The 20,392-nt window shown below is 53.5% G+C and carries 20 protein-coding genes; 19 read left to right on the forward strand and 1 reads right to left on the reverse strand.

The window, feature by feature from the left end; all coding sequences use genetic code 11:
• Positions 1–185: 185 nt before the first annotated feature.
• The 8 genes from miaB (at position 186) to RJP21_RS13540 (ending at position 7,508) form a co-directional block, all read left to right on the forward strand.
• On the forward strand, positions 186–1,748 hold the full coding sequence (gene miaB, locus RJP21_RS13505; protein WP_310859704.1) for a tRNA (N6-isopentenyl adenosine(37)-C2)-methylthiotransferase MiaB: 1,563 nt from the start codon (positions 186–188) through the stop codon (positions 1,746–1,748).
• A gap of 65 nt (positions 1,749–1,813) precedes the next feature.
• Positions 1,814–2,227: a YlbF/YmcA family competence regulator gene (locus RJP21_RS13510; protein WP_160038436.1), complete on the forward strand. Its 414-nt coding sequence runs from the start codon at positions 1,814–1,816 to the stop codon at positions 2,225–2,227.
• A 162-nt stretch (positions 2,228–2,389) separates the two neighbouring features.
• The gene (locus RJP21_RS13515; RefSeq protein ID WP_310859705.1) at positions 2,390–2,848 is read left to right on the forward strand and encodes a GNAT family N-acetyltransferase; all 459 of its coding nucleotides are present in this window, start codon (positions 2,390–2,392) and stop codon (positions 2,846–2,848) included.
• A gap of 38 nt (positions 2,849–2,886) precedes the next feature.
• Positions 2,887–3,288 (forward strand): PaaI family thioesterase, encoded by a 402-nt coding sequence (locus RJP21_RS13520; RefSeq protein WP_310859706.1) that lies wholly within the window; start codon positions 2,887–2,889, stop codon positions 3,286–3,288.
• 103 nt (positions 3,289–3,391) lie between these two features.
• Entirely contained in the window at positions 3,392–4,186 is a 795-nt protein-coding gene (locus RJP21_RS13525; protein WP_160037451.1) for an NUDIX hydrolase, read from the forward strand.
• 136 nt (positions 4,187–4,322) lie between these two features.
• On the forward strand, positions 4,323–5,774 hold the full coding sequence (locus tag RJP21_RS13530) for a nicotinate phosphoribosyltransferase (protein ID WP_310859707.1): 1,452 nt from the start codon (positions 4,323–4,325) through the stop codon (positions 5,772–5,774).
• Positions 5,775–5,870: 96 nt separating this feature from the next.
• Positions 5,871–6,863: an acrylyl-CoA reductase family protein gene (locus RJP21_RS13535; RefSeq protein ID WP_310859708.1), complete on the forward strand. Its 993-nt coding sequence runs from the start codon at positions 5,871–5,873 to the stop codon at positions 6,861–6,863.
• A 135-nt stretch (positions 6,864–6,998) separates the two neighbouring features.
• Positions 6,999–7,508, forward strand: a complete 510-nt coding sequence (locus RJP21_RS13540; RefSeq protein ID WP_310859709.1) for a hypothetical protein — start codon at positions 6,999–7,001, stop codon at positions 7,506–7,508.
• Between the two features lie 113 nt (positions 7,509–7,621).
• Here the strand turns inward: RJP21_RS13540 and RJP21_RS13545 are convergent, their stop codons facing one another.
• A complete protein-coding gene (locus tag RJP21_RS13545) occupies positions 7,622–8,137 on the reverse strand; it encodes a MogA/MoaB family molybdenum cofactor biosynthesis protein (protein ID WP_397386214.1) in 516 nt (171 codons plus the stop codon).
• Between the two features lie 178 nt (positions 8,138–8,315).
• On the opposite strand from RJP21_RS13545, the gene RJP21_RS13550 reads away from it, so the two are divergent.
• The 11 genes from RJP21_RS13550 (at position 8,316) to RJP21_RS13600 (ending at position 20,389) form a co-directional block, all read left to right on the forward strand.
• The gene (locus RJP21_RS13550) at positions 8,316–9,311 is read left to right on the forward strand and encodes a CobW family GTP-binding protein (RefSeq protein WP_310859710.1); all 996 of its coding nucleotides are present in this window, start codon (positions 8,316–8,318) and stop codon (positions 9,309–9,311) included.
• Positions 9,312–9,464: 153 nt separating this feature from the next.
• Positions 9,465–9,647 (forward strand): hypothetical protein, encoded by a 183-nt coding sequence (locus RJP21_RS13555; RefSeq protein WP_310859711.1) that lies wholly within the window; start codon positions 9,465–9,467, stop codon positions 9,645–9,647.
• Between the two features lie 176 nt (positions 9,648–9,823).
• Positions 9,824–11,524, forward strand: coding sequence for an arginine--tRNA ligase (gene argS, locus RJP21_RS13560; RefSeq protein ID WP_310859712.1), 1,701 nt, complete (start codon positions 9,824–9,826; stop codon positions 11,522–11,524).
• Positions 11,525–11,562: 38 nt separating this feature from the next.
• Complete coding sequence (locus RJP21_RS13565) at positions 11,563–12,477, forward strand: ATP-binding cassette domain-containing protein (protein ID WP_310859713.1); 915 nt, start codon at positions 11,563–11,565, stop codon at positions 12,475–12,477.
• A gap of 16 nt (positions 12,478–12,493) precedes the next feature.
• Positions 12,494–13,204, forward strand: coding sequence for an ABC transporter permease (locus RJP21_RS13570; protein WP_310859714.1), 711 nt, complete (start codon positions 12,494–12,496; stop codon positions 13,202–13,204).
• Positions 13,205–13,296: 92 nt separating this feature from the next.
• The gene (locus RJP21_RS13575; protein WP_310859715.1) at positions 13,297–13,779 is read left to right on the forward strand and encodes a hypothetical protein; all 483 of its coding nucleotides are present in this window, start codon (positions 13,297–13,299) and stop codon (positions 13,777–13,779) included.
• A 73-nt stretch (positions 13,780–13,852) separates the two neighbouring features.
• Positions 13,853–14,794 (forward strand): S-layer homology domain-containing protein, encoded by a 942-nt coding sequence (locus RJP21_RS13580; RefSeq protein ID WP_310859716.1) that lies wholly within the window; start codon positions 13,853–13,855, stop codon positions 14,792–14,794.
• A gap of 169 nt (positions 14,795–14,963) precedes the next feature.
• Entirely contained in the window at positions 14,964–15,920 is a 957-nt protein-coding gene (locus tag RJP21_RS13585; protein WP_310859717.1) for an ABC transporter permease, read from the forward strand.
• A 48-nt stretch (positions 15,921–15,968) separates the two neighbouring features.
• On the forward strand, positions 15,969–16,865 hold the full coding sequence (locus RJP21_RS13590) for a carbohydrate ABC transporter permease (protein ID WP_310859718.1): 897 nt from the start codon (positions 15,969–15,971) through the stop codon (positions 16,863–16,865).
• 83 nt (positions 16,866–16,948) lie between these two features.
• Positions 16,949–18,631, forward strand: a complete 1,683-nt coding sequence (locus RJP21_RS13595; RefSeq protein WP_310859719.1) for an extracellular solute-binding protein — start codon at positions 16,949–16,951, stop codon at positions 18,629–18,631.
• A 195-nt stretch (positions 18,632–18,826) separates the two neighbouring features.
• Positions 18,827–20,389 carry a response regulator transcription factor gene (locus RJP21_RS13600; RefSeq protein WP_310859720.1) on the forward strand — a complete coding sequence of 521 codons (1,563 nt, stop codon included), beginning with the start codon at positions 18,827–18,829 and terminating at the stop codon, positions 20,387–20,389.
• The last annotated feature ends 3 nt before the right edge of the window (positions 20,390–20,392 follow it).

Raw genomic sequence — 20,392 nt, forward strand, 5'->3', positions numbered from 1 at the left:
CATAGGCTGAACAAGGGCTAAAGAAGGTACGGAGGCATCGTCATTCAACGGGCAAAGCTTTGTTTCATAGCAATTTTAAGCCGCAAGGAAAGTGGCTAACGATGGACGTTCATGCTATAATTTATTGGAATGCCATTTTAGGCGACAAGGTTTGTCCCCAAGGGAATTGAAGGAGTGATCAAAGCATGGCCAAGGAAACGAAGGATTACTCCAAATATTTTGATTTTTCCGACGCCAAAGTTCTGTCAGAGGATGAAAACGGCAAAACCATCCGCATCAAAGGTCGGGAAATTCATATTATTTCGGAGCCTAACCATAGACAAAGCAAGAAGCGCCGCCGTGAGGATGTTCAGGTATTGTACGATACCGCCGTGCCGGAAGAGCTTCGCGGGATCGGAAACGGCAAGCATTACATCGTATATACGTACGGCTGCCAGATGAACGAACATGATTCAGAAACGATCAAAGGCATGCTGGAGGAGATGGGGTATACGCCGACCGAGGACCGGAAGGAAGCCTCCATCATTTTGCTGAACACCTGCGCGATCCGCGAAAATGCGGAGGACAAAGTTTTCGGCGAGCTCGGCCATTTGAAGCATTTGAAAAAGGAAAACCCTGAGCTGTTGCTCGGCGTATGCGGCTGTATGTCCCAGGAGGAAAACGTCGTCAACCGCATCATGCAAAAGCACGGGTTCGTCGATATCATCTTCGGCACGCACAACCTGCACAGACTGCCCCACTTGGTGAAGGAAGCGCTGTTCAGCAAAGAAATGGTCGTCGAGGTATGGTCCAAGGAAGGCGACATCATCGAAAATCTGCCGAAAAAGCGGGAAAGCCTCCGCGCTTGGGTAAACATCATGTACGGCTGCGACAAGTTTTGCACGTACTGCATCGTTCCGATGACCCGCGGCAAGGAACGCAGCCGCCGTCCGGAGGACGTCATCGCCGAAGTTCGCGATTTGGCCCGCCAAGGCTTTAAGGAAATTACGCTGCTCGGCCAAAACGTAAACGCATACGGCAAGGATTTTACCGACATCAAATACACCTTTGCCGATCTGATGGACGATATGCGGAAGATCGATATTCCGCGGGTGCGTTTTACGACGTCCCATCCGCGCGATTTTGACGACCACCTTGTCGAGGTTCTCGGTAAAGGCGGCAATTTGGTGGAGCATATCCATCTGCCGGTTCAATCGGGCAGCAGTGAAATTTTGAAAATCATGGGACGGAAGTACACCCGGGAAATTTATCTGGAGCTGGTCCGCAAAATTAAAGAAGCCGTTCCGAACGTCGTGTTGACCACGGACATCATCGTAGGTTTCCCGGGCGAAACCGAAGAGCAGTTTGAAGAGACGCTGTCGCTCGTAAAAGAGGTCGGATTCGATTCCGCGTATACCTTTATATATTCGCCGCGCGAGGGAACGCCGGCTGCCGTCATGGAAGACAACATTCCGATGGAGGTTAAAAGCGAGCGTCTGCAGCGCCTGAACCGCGCGGTCGAGGAGTTCAGCCGGAAGAGCCATGAAAGTCTGCGCGGACAAATCGTGGAGGTTCTCGTCGAAGGCGAAAGCAAAACGAATGCCTCCGTGTTGTCGGGACGGACGCGCACCAACAAGCTGGTTCATTTTGAAGGCGATCAGACGCTCATCGGCAGCTTCGTCCATGTCAAAATCACCGATGCGATGACCTGGTACATCAAGGGCGAGATCGTAAACGAATCAAGCGAAGCTCCTGCATTAACTCATTAAGAGCCAAATTAACGGAATAGGGGTAATGAAAGGTGAGAGAAAAGGGTCATATCAATAGTTTGGGCATGATGTCATATGATACCAGGGATTTGATCATCCGCGATGATATTATGGCCAAAGCCAAGGAACTCGCGGAGCTGATCTCGGGCAGCGAAGAAGTAAAGCAGTACCAGAAAGCGGAGGAGAAAATCCGCAATCATGAGCATGTTCAACAGCTGATTGCAACGCTCAAAAAACGGCAGAAGGAAATCGTGGCGTTCGAATCGTTCCAAAACCCGCAAATGGTAGCGAAAATCGAAAAGGAAATGGAAGAGCTTCAGGATGAGATCGACGCTATTCCGCTCGTAGCCGAATTTCAGCAAAGCCAAAGCGACATCAACTATTTGCTGCAGCTGGTGATGTCGGTCATCCGGGATACCGTCTCGGAGAAAATCAATGTGGAAGCGGGAGCGGACGAACCTCCTGCAAGCTGCGGATAAGAGGAGATCAGAAAGGCGGCGGATCGCGTATCCGCGCCTTTTTTTGCAGCCAAGATTCCGGTCGGCGGGAATGTTTTTGAATAAGCACCACAGCAAACAGCCCCACGACGTGGGTGTGTAACATGGCATTCTAACCTTTGATAAAATGGGAGTGAACGACAGATGACCATCAGACCAAGGCTGCCGCAGGAGGAACTGCCGGCGTCGCTGCTGCTGCTGGCGGACCCGGATTGGGCGCAAGTGAAGAAATATTTGGACGCATCCAGCTGGACGGTGGCTGAAGAAAGCGGAGAGATCGTCGGCGTATGCGGGCTGATGGCGCTTGACCGCGCGTCGGCGGAAATCATGAACGTGGCGGTTGATCCGGCATGGCAGGGAAAAGGGCTTGGCAAACAGTTGATTCAATTCGCTATACATGAAGCTCGAAGCCAGGGTTATGATAAGGTAATCGTACGGACAGGCAATTCCAGTTTGAACCAGCTGGGGTTGTATCAAAAATGCGGATTCCGTATGGTTCGGATAGAGCGCGACTATTTTGTGAACAACTATCCTGAGCCGATTTTTGAAAACGGCATTCCATGCCGGGACCAAATTGTTTTGGAAATGGCAATGAAGGAATAACTTAGCATCTTTGCAAACAGCATGGGGGGAAACGGCAAATGAACGCATTGGAAGAAATGATCGCCCGCGGCGAAAATACGTTTTGGGGTTTTCTGGGCTGCGAATTCGTATCGGCTGACGAAGAAAACATCGTCATCGCCCTCGACGCAAAAGAGCATCATACCAATTCGATGGGGATCGTTCACGGCGGCGTGTTGACGTCGCTGATGGATCAGGCGATGGGCATGGCGGCAACGGCGGCGGCCGAACAGGACAGCTGCGTAACGACCAATATCAACGTGCATTTTATGTCCGCCATGACGACGGGAAGGCTGATCGTAACGGCAAAAGTGATTCACAAGGCGGGAAGGTCGCTGACAACAGAGGCCCGTATTCATAACGGCGAAGGCACGCTTGGATGTTTGGCCACGGCGACCTTCAGAATCGTTCATCGCAAGTAATCGGCTTGAGGTTATATTTGGATTTAATGCAAAAGTACTTGACATTTATTATATATAAATCATAATGAAAGTATCAAAAAGATACTCTATAAATGGTGATGATATGAACGAACATCGGAAAGAAGTAGACACTTCACCTGAAGCAAAGGCCTATAAGGCGAAGAAATACCGGACGCCCGACGGCGTTCCGGCGGATATCGTCATGTTCACGCTCACAAAAAAGGAACGGAAAACGGTGACCAAAACGCTGCCGATCCGTGAGCTGAAAGTGATGTTAATCCGGCGCAAATCTTGGCCTTGTGCGGGTATGTGGGCTTTGCCGGGCGGATTTTGCCGTGAAAGCGAATCGATTTACGACGCGGCCAAACGTGAGCTGAAAGAAGAAACCGGGGTGGACGGAGGCCATTTGGAATACCTCGGGGTATACAGCACGCCAGGCCGGGATCCGCGCGGCTGGATTATCAGCCATGCTTTTTTTGCCCTGGTGGAGGAATGGATGCTTGAAAGCAGACAAGCAGCGGATGACGCCGGCGAGGTGGGGTTGTTCGGCATCGAAGAAGCGCTGAACGATCTGGAGCTTGCTTTTGACCACCGGGACATTATCCGCGACGCATATATGCGCATCCAAAAGCAAATGCTGCATTCGACGATCGCCCGCCAGTTTCTGCCCGAGCAGTTTACGCTGAGCGAGCTGTATCAGGTTATACAGACCGTCGTGCCTGAATTCAGCGAACCGAATTTCATCCGGAAAATCACCTCAACCCGCAGCAGGCAGGGCATATTGGAAGAGGTACGCGACGAAAACGGCAAACCGCTCAGTTCGAACCAATACTCGCAGCGTCCCGCCCAGCTGTACCGGTTTACGGATTACGCGCCGCTGCTGTCCATTTACACATAAACGGCCGCAGGAGCGTCGAATACAATACAGCTGCGCTTAAGGCGTGAACAAAGCCGAGGTTCGATCCGGAAACGAACGGACGGCTTCAACGAGTGAACGGACCCCGCAGGGCTGGAATACAAAGGAGGAAGCCTGCATGCAAACAGCAGGACTGGCATTACATACAGACAAATATCAAATCAATATGATGTACGCGCATTGGGTAAACCGGTCCCATCAGCAGAAGGCGGTGTTTGAGGCGTATTTCCGCAAGCTGCCGTTTGGCAACGGTTATGCCGTGTTCGCCGGACTGGAGCGGATCGTTCATTATATCGCGAATTTGCGTTTTTCGGATGAGGACCTCAAATATTTGTCCGAACAGGAAGAAAATTACGACTCGGCGTTTTTGGAGGAGCTGAAGCAGTTCCGTTTTTGCGGAAATATTTATTCCATGAAAGAAGGGGCGCTCGTATTTCCGAACGAACCGCTGATTCGGGTTGAAGGAACCATTATGGAAGCCCAGCTTGTGGAAACGGCCTTGCTCAACTTCATGAACTTCCAGACGCTGATCGCCACCAAGGCGTCGCGTGTGAAGCAGGTCGCGGGGGACGACATTCTCCTCGAATTCGGGACGCGGCGCGCGCAGGAAGCGGATGCCGCGGTGTGGGGCGCACGGGCCGCCTATATCGCCGGATTCGATGCCACCTCCAATATGCTGGCCGGGCAAAAATTCGGCATTCCGACCAAAGGGACCCATGCCCACTCTTGGGTGCAGAGCTTTTCTTCCGAGCAGGAAGCGTTTGACACGTATGCGAAGGTAATGCCGGATGGGGTGACGCTGCTCGTCGATACGTTCGACACGTTAAAAAGCGGCGTGCCCCATGCCATCGAGACGGCCAAAAAGCTGGAGTCCGCCGGCAAAAAAATGTCCGCGATCCGCCTCGACAGCGGCGACCTCGCCTATTTGTCCATCAAAGCCCGCAAAATGCTGGACGACGCCGGATTGTCCTATGTCAAAATCGTCGCATCCAATGATTTGGACGAAAATACGATTTTGAACTTGAAGGCGCAGGGAGCGCGCATCGATACATGGGGAGTCGGCACGCAGCTCATCACCGCCGCGGACCAGCCCGCGCTTGGCGGCGTCTACAAACTGGTGGAGCATGAAGTGAACGGGGAAATGGTTCCGACGATCAAAATTTCCGGGAACCCCGAGAAGGTGTCCACGCCGGGCAAAAAGGACGTCTACCGCATCGTGGACCGGGTCACCGCGAAAGCGACGGCGGATTACATCGTGTTTCCCGACGAGGAAAAACCTCGGGACAGCGTGCGGTTGAAGCTGTTTAACCCGCAGCATCCTTATTTGCAAAAATACGTCAAAAATTACGATGCCATTCCGATGCTGCAGCAAATTTTCGAAAACGGGAAGCTGGTGTACGATCTGCCTTCCCTGGAGGAAATCCGCCTCTATCACCGCGAGCAAATGGATCTGTTTTGGCCGGAATATTTGCGCAAGCTGAATCCGGAAATTTACCGCGTCAATTTGAGCGAAAAAGTATGGGATCTGAAGCAAAAGCTGATGGCCGAATTTATGCAGACGGAAGAATGACGGCAAATCGATAATCAAAGATTCGGCAAAGGAATGTATCCGTTCCGCGCCGAATCTTTTTTTAAACGAAGCGAAATTGATAAGGAGGCAGCAGCGATGGAAAAGTTTAAAGCTTACGTGGTCCGCCGGGACGGCGAGGGGTTGAAGGGAAAAATCGAGGACATGCGTTTGGAACAGCTTCCGGACGGCGATGTGCTCGTCAAAGTGCATTACTCGGGTGTGAACTACAAGGACGGACTGGCCAGCGTGCCTGAAGGAAAAGTCGTCAAAGACTACCCGATGGTGCCGGGAATCGACCTTGCCGGGGTTGTCGCCAGCTCAAGCCACCCCGATTTTCGCGAAGGGGACCCGGTCCTATGCACCGGATACGGGCTCGGAACCGCCCATTACGGCGGATTCAGCGAATATGCCCGCATTCCTGCGGACTGGCTGCTTCCGCTCCCAACCGGCTTAAGCCTGCGCGAAGCAATGGGGATCGGGACGGCGGGTTTTACCGCCGCATTATCGGTAGACCGTCTGATCCACTGCGGCGTGACGCCGGAAGCGGGGCCGGTGCTGGTAACGGGCGCGACGGGGGGCGTCGGCAGCTTTGCGGTCGACATTTTATCGAAGGCGGGATTTCAAGTGACAGCCAGCACGGGCAAAGCCGGCGAGCAGCAGGAATGGTTGAAGCGTCTGGGAGCAACCGACGTCATAGGACGGGAGGACGTCGTGTCCGGGGCGGGCCCTCTCGGCAAGCAGCGCTGGGCCGGTGCCGTAGATCCGGTAGGAGGAGCGCAGCTGGAAGAGATATTAAAATGCATCCATTACGGCGGCGCGGTGGCGCTGTCCGGTTTGACGGGCGGAACGGCATTTAACGGGGCCGTCTATCCGTTTATTTTGCGGGGAGTGCAGCTGCTTGGCATCGATTCGGTATTTTGCCCGAAGGAATGGAGAACCGGCGTTTGGAAGAAGCTTGGGCGGGAATGGAAGCCGGACGCGGCTTTAAGCCAAGGGCTCAAGGAAGCAACGCTCCATGAATTGCCTGAGGTTTTGCAGTCCATTTTACAGGGAAAAGCGGTGGGAAGGACGATCATCCGGCTCGCCTGAGTGAATGAACGGCGGCTTGCCATGTTAAGATTTTGCAAAAGGCGCGCTGCATAAACCGAATGGAATGTTGGCATTCTAAGCCCATATTAGGCTGTCTTCCGCTTGAAGCGGTATCAGGGGAAGGGATGAATCAACATGAACAAACGGTTAGCATGGCTGCTCGCTTGCGTGCTGCTGGCCGCAACGGTCGGCTGCGACAAGCATACCGTCATCAAAAAGGAAGTCAAACTGTATAATTTCGATTCCTATTCCGAGGGAAACATTCGGGCGCAAACGCAGGGCAGCGGCTTAAACGGCCAACTGTTGAACAACCTGCAGCTGGCTTTCGGCGAAAAAAATATTCCATTGACCCATCACACGTATGCAGAGGACGGACGCGGCAACATCAGCTACATGTATTATATCGGGGGAAACCCGCAGCAGTATATCAAGCTTCATGTCTTTACCGACGAGAAGGAACGAATCAGACGGATCGAAAACTGGTACGGAGACCAAAAACGGGTTGAAACCCCGACCTCCAGAACGCTGATTTACGGTCATGACAAGGTCGCTTTGATTTATACTTCTTCCGGAAAAAACAAAGGAAAATACGAAACCGAGGTTCATGAAATATTCAATTCGCTGATTCAACGGATGCATTTCTAACCGAAACAAGCCGGCATGCATACAGCATCCGGCCTGTTTTTCATTCTGTTATACGATCGTAACACGCAGGGTCAGCCTTGTACCATTCCAGAATGCCCATTTCGGTTAGTGGTTTAATTTTTCTTGTAAATTTCGCGCATGACATGCCGCAGCTCCGGCACGATGATCCGTTCCAACGCCAATTTGACGGCGCCCGTCGAACCCGGGACGGAGAACACGGCGGTGCCGCCAACCGTTCCGGCGATCGCACGGCTTAAAATCGCGGCGGGTCCGATATCTTCCGTGAAGCTGAGATACCTGAATATTTCCCCGAATCCGGGCAACCGCTTGTCAAGAAGCGAGGAAACGGCTTCATACGTCGTATCCCGCGGGGAGATGCCCGTGCCTCCCGTCAATAGGACCGCCTCCACCTCCGGGTTTCCCGCCGCTTCGTGAATCAGCTCCCGAATCCCTTCATAGTCGTCTTTGACGATTTCATATCGCACCACTTGGTAACCCGCGCCTTCCAAAAGGGATTTCATCAAACGTCCTCCGGCATCCGTTTCCGGCGTGCGGGTATCCGATACGGTCACGATCATGCATGATACCGTATCGGGCGCCTGGCTTCGATGTTCATCCACTGATCTCATCTTTATGTCTCCTCTCCCTTTGATGTGTCTTTATAGGATAGCTCGTTGGGCGCGAACATGCAAATGTCCAGCCTCGATCAGAGGATGCCTATGAAATCTGCAGGCGGTTGCGGCTTGTCCGGCCGTGTAGTACACTTTCCGTACAATGAAAATTCGAGGGATCAAGAGGAGAACGATCATGGAAAAGCAATTGGCGACACCCATTTACATATTGTCAGGCTTCTTGGGAAGCGGAAAAACGACCTTGCTGCAGCGGCTTGTGAACGATTGGCAGGAGCAAGGCCTGCGTCCGGCGGTCATCATGAACGAAATCGGCGACGTAAATTTGGACGGACTGCTGGTAGAAAAGCGGGTACCGATGACCGAGCTGCTCAGCGGCTGCATCTGCTGCTCGATCCGCGGCGACCTGAGCATGGAGATGGCCGGCCTGATCGAAAGGGAACATCCGGACGTGATCGTTGTCGAAGCGACCGGCATCGCGAATCCGATGGAAATTTTGGACGGTGTAACCGAAGCGGCTTTATATATGAAAATCGACCTGAAAGGGGTCATCACCGTCGTCGATTCGGCTCATTTGCTGGAGCTGCACCGGGAGCAAAAAGGGAAAACCTTCAGGCTCATGCAGGAGCAAATCCGGGCGGCGTCCTGTCTCGTTTTGAACAAAACGGACCGGATCGACGCGGACGGGCAGGAGGAACTTAGGAGCATCATTGCGAGATGGAATAGCTTTGCACCCGTGCTCCCGGCCGTGCGCTGCGAGGTAAACATCGGCGATATGCTCGCCTCGCTTGGGGGCAAGATCCGCCAGCCGGAAATGCCCGGGCATCGCACCGGAGAAACGGAAGCAGTGGGGGAGCGGAAACACGATGGGGGAGGGGCTCATAACCATACGCATCATGACCATGTCATGGTGTATACCCACTATCTGCGCGGCCCGGTCGACAGCGGGGAGTTCGAGCGGTTTGTCGCCGGGCTGCCGCGCGAGGTATACCGTGCCAAAGGCGTGTTGACGTTCAGCGATACGGCGAGCCGGTTCCTGTTCCAATACGCATTCCGTGAGCCTGATTTTTTGCGGATTACGCCGCAAGGCGAAGTGCCGGACGTGGTCGTGTTTATCGGCGAGCATTTTTCCAAATCCGCGATCGAAGAAGGCATGCGGGCGTTGGAACGTTAGCAGGGATAACCCCTGCAAGTTACGACGAGGTGTTGCGGAGCCTCTGGGCGAAAGCACCCAAAAGAGATATTGGGCTTGATTCTGCGTTTTACCGTATGTATAATAGTTTGAAATCGAACGTCTGGGATCGGGAGAGTAAGGAAGGCCGCAAGCATGGACAGCGAACCGGAATTGGTGAAAGCCGGCACATGCCCCTTCGTGAAGCGCACCCGTGAGACGGCGGTTCCAAAGCCTGATTTCCGGAAACGACTAAATGAATTTTTATTTTCCGGAGCCCCTGATAAAGTACCTGAATCGGCTTCCATGCCGTTGCACCACTATGCAGGGTTATTTTAGGCAAGTAGATCCGTCCGGGTAACTCCGTTACAAGTTATGAAGGGAAACGAACCTTCCGGCGGTACGGCCGAAGTTTCGTTTACTTAGAGTGGTACCGCGGGATATACAGCTCTCGTCTCTATTATGGAGACGGGAGCTTTTTTGTTTTATCAAAAAGAGAGAAAGGTTGATTGTTGATGTTATACCAATGGGCTGCAAATGCGCTGAACAACTACGTACCGCTGAAAGCGGACGACATATCGGGGCTGCTTGAAATACCGCCTTCCCCGGAGATGGGGGATGTAGCGCTGCCTTGCTTCGTGCTTGCCAAATCATTCCGAAAGGCGCCGCAGGAAATCGCCCGATCGATCGCCGAAGCGTTCAGCCACCCGCATATGACGGCTGCCGCCGCAGGGCCGTACGTCAATCTGACGTTCGACCGGGAGTTTTACGGCGGCATGATGATGGATGAACTGGCGCAGGAGAAGGTGCCGCAAACCGGGAAGGGCATCAAAGCGGTCATCGACATGTCTTCCCCCAACATCGCGAAACCTTTCGGCATCGGCCATCTTCGTTCGACCATGATCGGGGCGGCTTTATACAACATGCACAAGCTTGCGGGCTACGACATCGTCAGCGTCAATCACCTGGGCGACTGGGGAACGCAGTTCGGCAAACAGATCGCCGCCTATAAAAGATGGGGGAACGATGATCTGCTGGCCGCGGACCCGATCGGCGAATCGCTGAAATTATATGTCCGTTTTCATGAAGAGGCGGAGCATGACGATACCCTTGAGCCGGAGGCAAGGGAATGGTTCCGGAAACTGGAGGAAGGCGACGAGGAAGCCCGCGCGTTATGGACCTATTTCGTCAACGTAAGCATGAAGGAATTCGACAGGATGTATGGACGGTTGAACGTCCGGTTTGATTACACGCTCGGGGAAAGCTTCTACAACGATAAAATGCCTGCCGTCGTCAAAGCCTTGAAGGATAAAGGGCTGCTCGTCGAAAGCGACGGGGCGCTGGTGGTCCGGCTGGATGACGAAGGCATGCCGCCATGCCTCATTTTGAAAAAAGACGGCACGACCATCTACCCGACGAGGGATTTGGCGACCGCCATCTACAGGCATGACGTCATGAAAGCGGACCGGATTTTGTACGTCGTCGGAAACGAACAAAGGCTGCATTTTCAGCAGGTGTTTGCCGTCCTTGGCAAAATGGGCATGGATTGGGCGGATCGCTGTACCCACCTGCCGTTCGGGCTCATGAAATTCGAGGGCAAAAAAATGTCCACCCGCCGCGGCAAAATCGTCAAGCTGGAGGACGTGCTGGATGAGGCGGTCGAACGGGCACTGGCGATCATCAACGAAAAAAATCCCGGGCTGGAGCAAAAGGAACGGGTTGCGGAGGCGGTCGGCATCGGCGCGATCATTTTCGGCGACCTGAAAAACCATCGACTGAACGAAGTGGACTTTTCGCTGGAAGACGCGTTGAATTTCGACGGGGAAACGGGTCCGTACGTGCAGTACACCTATGCGAGAACACAAAGCGTACTGGCGAAGGGGGCGGCCGTAAAAGACGGGCCGGCGGATGATGCCGGAACAGGCGAATATACCGCTGCCGCAGCCCATCTCGGCGATTCCGGCTGGGAACTCCTGAAGCTGCTGACCCGTTTTCCGGACCAATTGGAGCGGGGCGTGCGCAGCGGGGAGCCGTCCGTTTTGGCGCGTTATGCTCTCGATGTGGCGCAATCCTTCAATCAATTTTATAATAAGGAAAGAATTGTCACGGATGAAACGTCGGTTCGGAAAGCGAGACTGCGGCTGACACAGCTGGCCGGACGCACGATCGCGCGGACGCTGGGGCTTTTGGGCATCCAGACGCCGGAACGGATGTGACCTCCGAATAAATGAACCGGAAGAAGGTGGCTTCGGCTGTGGCCGATAAAAGGGAAGCGGAAGGTCGGGACGACGGTTTGGTGATCCTTCGGGACACCGTCAAAACGTATAACGGACGCAAAGTGCTGCACAATATATCGCTGAAAGTAAGGCAAGGGGAATGCATCGCGCTTATCGGCAAAAACGGATCCGGCAAAAGCACGCTGTTGCGGTTGCTGGCAGGACTTTCCCGTCCGACGTCGGGAACGCGGGCGGTGCCCGGCGGATCACTCCGCATCGGCTACGTGCCGGAGCGGTTTCCCCCGCTTGTCTTTACGCCATGGGAATTTCTGTCGAGCGCGGCTGCCGTCCGGGGATTGGATAAACATGCGGCGGAGGAAGAGTTAAACGTTTTGCTGCGCCAGCTGGATATGGAACATGCCATGCATGTCAAAATGAATCAATTTTCCAAAGGGATGCTGCAAAAAATCAATTTGATCCAGGCGATTGCCGGCCAACCGGATTTGCTGCTGTTGGACGAGCCGCTGTCGGGACTGGACGTCAAGGCGCAGGAAAATCTGCTTCACGTGCTGCTCGCCCAAAAAAGGAACGGCACCGCCATCGTCATGTCGGTTCATGAATCGAAGCTGATCGAACGGGCGGCGGATCGGGTGCTGCTCATCCAGGAAGGGCGGATCGTGAAGGAAACCCGGGAGGAACGCCGGCAGCCGGGAGCGGTTGCGCAGGTTTCCGCCCGCATTCCAGGCACCGACGCGCTTGCGGAAATTGCCGCCCATCCCGGCGTTGCCGACTGTGCGCCGGATTCGGATGTTTACCTGCTTCAAGTAGAGGAAGATTCGATTGACCAGGTTTTGCGCATCATACTGGATCGCGGCGGTTCGGTCCTGGCGGTCATTCCGGCCGAAGGGATCGATGCCCGCATGGGAGAGCGGCTGCAAGCCGCTGCACGCTGATGAGGGGGAGAGGAAGATGCTCGCGTTATCCCGTTTTTTGCTGAGAAGCTATACGAGGAAACATGCTTATTTCGCGCCGCTGGCGGCAACCTTGATCGCCATGTTTTTGCTTTATACCTACAAGCCTAATCCGGTCATGGACAGCTATGCCGTCACTTCCGTGTTTCTGTTCGTCGGCTCGGCCTGGCTCGCTTTGACCTTCCTGAACCACGGAAGCCCGCAGCAGGAGCAGATGCATATCACGCATATCGGCGGCATGAGAAGGTATCTGTTCAGCCAAATCCTGGCTTTGCTTGTTCCGGTGGCGATGTGCACGGCGATTTTCATGCTGTATCCGATCGCGGCGCAAATGTTCGACAGGCCCGTGCGGATCGGAGAATTTTTGCTCGCGGTTTGCGGGCATCTGGTTATGGGGGGGCTTGGCGCTTCGCTGGCGTTGTTTTTCCAGTCGGCGTGGATGCCGAACGGCTCCAGGGCCGTGGCGCTGCTGCTTGCTCTGGTCATCGCCTCAATCGGGGCCAAATCGATCGCGGGTTTGCTGCCGGAGCAGCTTCGGTGGCTGCGCTGGATTTTTCCGCCCGCATCGCCGATGATGGACGCCCTTCTGAACGGCGGCGCGGTGCCGCCCCATAAGACATGGCTGACATTGGGATACGGTTTGGCTTATACGCTGCTGCTGGGACTGGTCTACATGCTCCTTTCCGTCCGGCGAGATGCCCGTACCTGAGCCGATCACCCGCTTTGCCGGTTGATGAATGAGGGTACATCCATTAACATGGAGGTATGACGAAATCATCATGTATTGATGGGTAGGAGGGTATGATGAAGCAAACACGGCTCTTGGACAGCGAACATTCCAAAGAATTATTTGCTTACTTCGGTCTCGCGGTCTATTATTCGCAGGCGCTCGAGCAGCAGCTTGTCAACCTGTTAATGCTGATGAAAGTATCGCAAGGGAAGGTGCCGACCGAAGAGGATCTTGCCGATTTATACCACCAGAAGCTGAGCAATTCGCTGGGCCAGCTGGTTCACGAAATCCAGCATCATTTTCCGTTTTCGGCGGAAGAGACGGTTCAGCTGAAAGAGGTATGGAAACAGCGGAATTACATCGTCCACGATTATTTCAAAGAACGCATCCAGGAAACGTTCAGTCCGGCAGGGCGGTCGAGAATGATTCGCGAATTGACCGCGTTCAAGGACCAGGCCCAGGAGCTGGAACGCAAGCTGCAAAAATATACGGGTGAGCTGTATGCGAAGCTGGGACTGGACCAGGAATCGGAAAAATCCGGGGCGAATCCGTGACGAACGGCGGATTGCCAACATTTTGAAACATTTGCGGCAGGCATCCCGTCTGAAAGGGTGGAGGTGATCTTTGATGAAAAGATTTAAAAAAACGGCTGCGGCCTTGATTGCATTCAGCTGCCTTGCAGCCGCATCATCCGCATACGCTTTTTCGGATATTAAGGACCCCAAACAGGAAAAGATCGCAGCATCCCTGCAGTCGCAAGGCATCATCCATGGCGTGTCCGCGGATCGGTTTGCGCCGGCCCAGCCCTTGACGGCAGCCCAAGGCGTCCAGCTCCTCGTCAAAGCGATGAAGCTGCAGGCGAAGGTGGACGGCCCGCCGCCGCCCGCGAACGTTCCGGCCAAAGCCTGGTTTGCCCAAGCCGCCGCGATTGCAGCGGACAACGGCATCTCGGTAAGCAACATCCGCGACTGGAACATGAACCTGACAAGAGAGCGGTTTGCCGGCATGTTAACCCAAGCGGTAAAAGCGACGGGAGAATATCCGACGACCGAAATGTACATGCTGGTCAAGGATGAGGACGAAACGGCTCCGGAGTACCGGGCCGGACTGCAATTTTTGCTGTTGACCGGCATCACCGAACTTGATGCACAGAACCGGTTCCATCCGAAGCAAAATATTACACGCATGGAGGCAGCCGAAATGATCTACAATGCGCTGCAGTTCATTCAAAGCCATAAAAGCCAGGATCCCGGTCAAGCCGAAGACGATGTGTCGATCCGCATCGAGAAAGTCAATGACCAGGTGAACAAAATCGTTTTATCCAAACCGGACATGCCGAATCCGGGGTACGGACTCGCTGTCGACCGGATCGAATTTCTTTCGGGGCAGAAGGCCGTAGCGTACTACCATATTACGACGCCCGCGCCCGGAAAGATGTATCCGCAGGTCATATCCACCGCCACGGCATCGTTTTATTTGGACAGCAAATTCGAAATCAGCGTCAAAAAAACGCCTGGGTACGACGGGGGACCGATTTCCGCTCCCGGTACGGGCAAAACGATAAAATAAATCGGCAAGACCCTTTCGCCGGGCCCGGTGTAAAGGGTCTTTTTTTGTTCGCGGCGGCTCGCCCTCAAAAAAATGTCGAATCAACCGTAAAATGTATAAGATTTCGTTGACGAGGCAAATAGAAATCCCCTACTGCAAGCGATTACAATAACTTCAAGGGGGGAAACGTATGGCGCAGCTCGCAAGCTTAAGAAAAGTGGAGAACGTCAAGAAAAAGCGGGGAGTCGCTTACCGGCTGGCCAAGCAGTGGGACATCCAGCTGATGGTCGTGCCGGCGCTTATATTGATTTTCATTTTTTCCTACATACCGATGTACGGCGTATTGATGGCTTTTCAGGATTACAGCATTTTTGACGGTTTTTGGGCAAGCCCCTGGGTAGGGTTCAAGCATTTTAACATGTTTTTTCACTCCCCCGAGTTTTGGCCGATTATCCGCAACACGATCATTATCAGCCTGCTGAAATTTTGCATCGGTTTTCCGGCGCCGATTTTTCTGGCGCTTATGCTGAATGAAGTGAGGAACATGGTGTTCAAACGGGTGGTGCAAACGGTCAGCTACCTGCCCCATTTTTTGTCGTGGGTCATTGTTGCCGGATTTGCCATGTCGATCTTGTCCACGGACAACGGCAGTTTGAACATTTTGCTGCAAAAGCTGCATTTGATCAAAGAGCCGGTCGGATTCCTCGGCAAAGCCGAGTATTTTTGGAGCATTCTCGTGACAACCAACGTCTGGAAGGAAATCGGTTTCGGGTCCATCGTTTATTTGGCGGCCATCGCGGGTATCAATCCGAGTTTGTACGAGGCGGCTGCCATGGACGGAGCGGGACGAATCAAGCAACTGTTTATGATTACCCTTCCTTCAATCATGCCCGTCATCTCCATCTTCATGATTTTGGCGATCGGCAATCTGCTCAGCGCCGGTTTTGAAGACATCCTCCTGCTCGGATCGAATCCGGTGCTGCGGGATGTGGCCAACGTCATCGACACTTACGTTTACAGGGTGGGCATAACGAATCAACGCTTCTCCTACGCGACCGCGGTCGGCCTGTTCAAAGCCGCCATCAGCGTCGGACTGCTGGCTTTCGCCAACGGCTTCGCGCGCAGATCCGGCAACAGCCTGTGGTAAGACGCGTCGTTTGATAGACTTGGGAGAAGACAGGGAGGCTGCAATCGAATGTACAAAAAAAGCATCGGCGACAGGATATTCGTTAGTTTCGTATACGTTTTTTTGATCCTGCTGGGCTTCAGCACCTTTTATCCGTTCTGGAACGGGCTTGTCATATCGCTGAACGACGGCATGGATACGGCGCTCGGAGGCGTGACGTTCTGGCCGCGCAAATGGTCGCTCGAAAATTATTACGTCGTTTTCCGGGATGACCGGATTTTGAACGCCTTTATGATCAGCGTCATGAGGACGGTGCTGGGCACCATCCTTTCCGTCCTGTGCACCGCGGTTTTCGCCTACGGCATGACCAAAAAGGAGCTGATCGGCCGCAAATTTTACATGATGATGTGCATCGTCACGATGTATTTCGGCGGCGGACTGATCCCTACGTTCCTGGTGGTGCGGGGTCTCGGATTGATGGATTCCTTCTGGGTGTTTATCATCCCGGGTTTGATCAGCGTGTGGAACATGATCATTTTCCGCACCTTCTTTATGGGGCTGCCCGAAGGGCTGCAGGAATCGGCCAAAATCGACGGCTGCGGCAATTGGTCCACGTTTTTCCGGATCGTGCTGCCTTTGTCCGGCCCGGTCATTGCGACATTGGGGCTGTTTACGGCGGTTGCGCATTGGAACGAGTGGTTTCTGCCCAGCATTTATATCACGAAAGAAAAGCTGCTTCCGATCCAGTCCATGCTGCAGCAAATTCTCAGCACCAACATTATGACCGAGCAAATGTCCAAGCTGGATTCGGCGGCCCAAAGCCGCATGTCGGCGATGAAAAGCGTGACGACCAAATCGCTCTCGATGGCGACGATGATGGTGGCGACGCTGCCGATTATCGCGGTCTACCCGTTCGTCCAAAAATATTTCGTCAAAGGCGTGCTGGTCGGATCGCTGAAAGAGTAGGGTTTAGAGCATTTCGCTTTGACCATCAGGGTTTGGCATAAATCCTGGCATAAATCGATCTTTTGGAAAAGGGGTTATGGGGTATGAAAAGTTGGAAAAGATCGCTGATCGTGACGCTTGTCTTTTTGTGCACGACAGCCACGGCCCTTGCGGGATGCGGAGGCGGCAGCAACGACGGCAAGACGGCCGAGGGGACGAGCAACAATAATGCGAAAGCCGAAGAGAAGACGGAAAACAAGGAAGGCTCCGGATCCGGGAAATTCGAGCTTGGCAGCGAACCGCTCGGGTTCAGCTTCTACGGACATTACGACTGGTATACGATGCCGGCGTGGGGCGCCGACGAAGCCAGCAAATGGATCCAGGACAACAAAAAGGTGACGGTGACGGCGATCAATTCCGGCGGCAACGCGGCTCAAAAACTGAATACGATGATTGCCTCCAAAGAGCTCCCGGACGTTATCTGGACGGACCGCGGAACCGACGTGGAACGTTTGCGGGCGGCAGGAATGCTCGTATCCTATGACGAATATCTGGACAAATATCCGAATCTGAAAAAATGGGCCGGCGATTCCACGCTCAACATGCTTCGCTCAAGCGACGGCAAGCTGTACCAGTTCCCGAACTGGTATACCTCCCAGCCGGCGGGGAACGCGGGATATTTGATGAACAGCAAAATTTACAAGGATCTCGGTTCGCCTAAACTCGAAACGACCGACGACTTCTACAATTATCTGAAAGCCGTGAAAGAGAAGTATCCGAACGTCGTGCCGTTCGAGCCGGATCTCGCAAAAGACGGGCAAGGGCTGGACATTCTGTACAGCGCCTTCGGCGAAGACCATTCCCCGGTATACCTGAGAGAAAGAGCGGTGCCAAACGGCGACAAGCTGACGTCGATTTTCCAAGACCCGGTATACCGCGAATCGATGCAATTCGCTTCGAAGCTGTTCCGCGAAAAGCTGATGGCTCAGGATGCCTTGACGCAAACGAAAGACCAGGTGCTTGAAAAAGCATACACGGGACGTTTTGCCATCGCCGCCGGCGCCAGCCCGACGGAATACGGCAGCAAAGGCGACGTGGAGCTGAAGAAAAAAGATCCGTCCGCCGGTTACGAGATGATTTGGCCGATTCATAAGGAAGGCCTCGACAAAAACAAAATTTTTACGGGAAGCTACAACCAGCTGGGATGGAACGTGGCGTTGATCACCAAATCTGCCAAAGATCCGGAGAAAATTTTCGCATTCCTCGACTGGCTGACAGGCGAAGAAGGAAGCCGCGTCATCATGTGGGGACCTGAGGGTATCCTGTGGAAAGGAACGGACGAAGAAGGATATCCGATCTTTACCGACACGTACCTCAACGACGTCGAGAAACGCAGCAAAATGATGGACGCGACCGTCAATCTGCAGTGGAACGGCAATACGGTGTACATCGACAAATCCAAAATGAAATTCGAAAAAACGCTGCCGCCTGAAAAACAAAACTGGGAAAGCCGCTATCAGTCGTCGATTACTTGGAAAACGCAATACAACGCTACGGCCTTCGTCAACCTGAATCCAATGCCGGACACGGAGGAGGGCATCATTCAACAAAGCGTGGATGAAATTTTCTCCGAATCGAGAGCCAAAGCGCTGTATGCGAAAAGCGACGAAGAGGTTCTGGCCATTTTGGACAAAGCCGAAAAAGACGCGATGGCCGTAGGTTACGACAAGCTGCTCGCGTTCAAAACGCAAAAATGGCAGGAAAACTTGAAAAAAATCGGCGGATAGTCGCAAAAAATGGTATAGTTGTCATATAGAATCATCTTTAGAAACACCCATAGAATCATCTATATAATAATCAATATTAAACGACTCTAAGTTCGTATGCGCTAGGCCGTCCCTCGGGGCGGCTCATGCGTTTATGAGGCGAATTCCATGTACAGCCGCAAGCGGCGGCGAACATTTCGGTCAGGAGATGATTTCATGTATAAAGCTTTAATCGTCGATGATGAAATCCTCGATTTGGAAGGGATGAGGACCTTCATACCTTGGACTGAGCTGGGTTTGGAAGTCGTGGATGCCGTCCATAACGGTTTTGAAGCCATGAGCGTGATCGAGAAGGAAAACATCGATGTCCTCGTCACGGACGTACATATGCCCGGCATGTCGGGTCTTGACCTTGTGAGAAAAGCGAAGGAGCGCTACGGCCGCATCAAGGTCATTTTTGTAAGCGGATACCAAGATTTTAACTATGTCAAGCAGGCGATTTCGCTGCATGCGTATAACTATGTTCTGAAACCCATGGACGATATGGAATTGACGGAAGCGCTCAAAAAAATCGTGCAGGAGCTCGACGCCGAGAGGCAGCGCGAAAAAACGGAGCAGGCGTACCGGCAAACGGCCAAAAACGAATATCTTTTACAGCTGCTTGAAGGAAGCGTCACGGCGGAGACCGAGTCGATGCTTCTTGAGCAATACGGCTTAAAACACGCGAACTGGCCCGCGCGGGCCGCCGCGCTCGAAATCGACGACCTCGGCTGGAAGCTGGAAGGGCTGTCGGAGCATTTGAAGCAGGAATGGTTCAACAAGTTTTACGAATCGGCGCTGCCGATCTTTGAAGCGGGAGGCATACGCCATATCGGCCGAACCTCCAAGCAGCGGATTTTTTTGCTGATCGAATACGGGAAACAGGAGCCGGATCTGGAGCAGATCATTCGGCAGCTTCATGAGCTGCAGCCGCATTCCGTCACGATCGGTTTAGGGTGTTTGGCGGATGGGCTCACCCGAATCCGGACGTCGTACGGGGAGGCGCTTGCCGCGCTGGATTACAAACTGCTGCTTGGCAAAGGGAAAGTGATCCGTCATGACAAGCTGGAAGCCGAACGTGAAGCGGATATCCAGGCTGCGGACATGCCGCTTGAAACGCTGCTGAACGCGGTGCTGCATTTCGACCTGGTCAGCATCAGCGACGAAGTGGACCGGTTGTTCGCGGCGGCGGCGGGAATGCGCTCGAAAGTGCAGCTCCAATATTTTGTGATGAACGTTTGGATGAGGCTCGAAAGCCAGCTGAAATCGCTCAGCGACAACATGTTCCAAAGCCTACGGCACGACGGGCTGCCCAGTCCCGACATGATGCTGAAATACGAAACGATGGATGACATTCGTTCCTGGTTAAGGTACAGGTTGTTCAGCGCCGCCGAGTTCATCCAGAACAAAAGGCAGAAAAAAAGCGCCAAGCTGGTCGAAGAAATCATCCGTTACGTGAGGGAGCATCTTCATGACAACGTCACGCTCAAAGAAGTGGCGGACTATTTGTCCTTTTCGCCGAATTATTTGGGATCGCTGTTCAAGGAGGTTACCGGCACCAATTTCAGCGAATACGTCATTATGATGCGGATGGAAAAAGCCGGTGAGCTGCTCAAGGACCCGCGGATTAAAATATATGAGGTTGCAGACCGGGTCGGATACCGATACATACCGTATTTCAGCCGTCAGTTCAAGGAAGTGTTTGGCATGACGCCGGGCGAGTTCAGGAGAAAGGTGTAGGTA

The organism is Paenibacillus sp. VCA1, assembly GCF_031583795.1.
GTDB lineage: Bacteria > Bacillota > Bacilli > Paenibacillales > Paenibacillaceae > Paenibacillus_AQ > Paenibacillus_AQ albilobatus.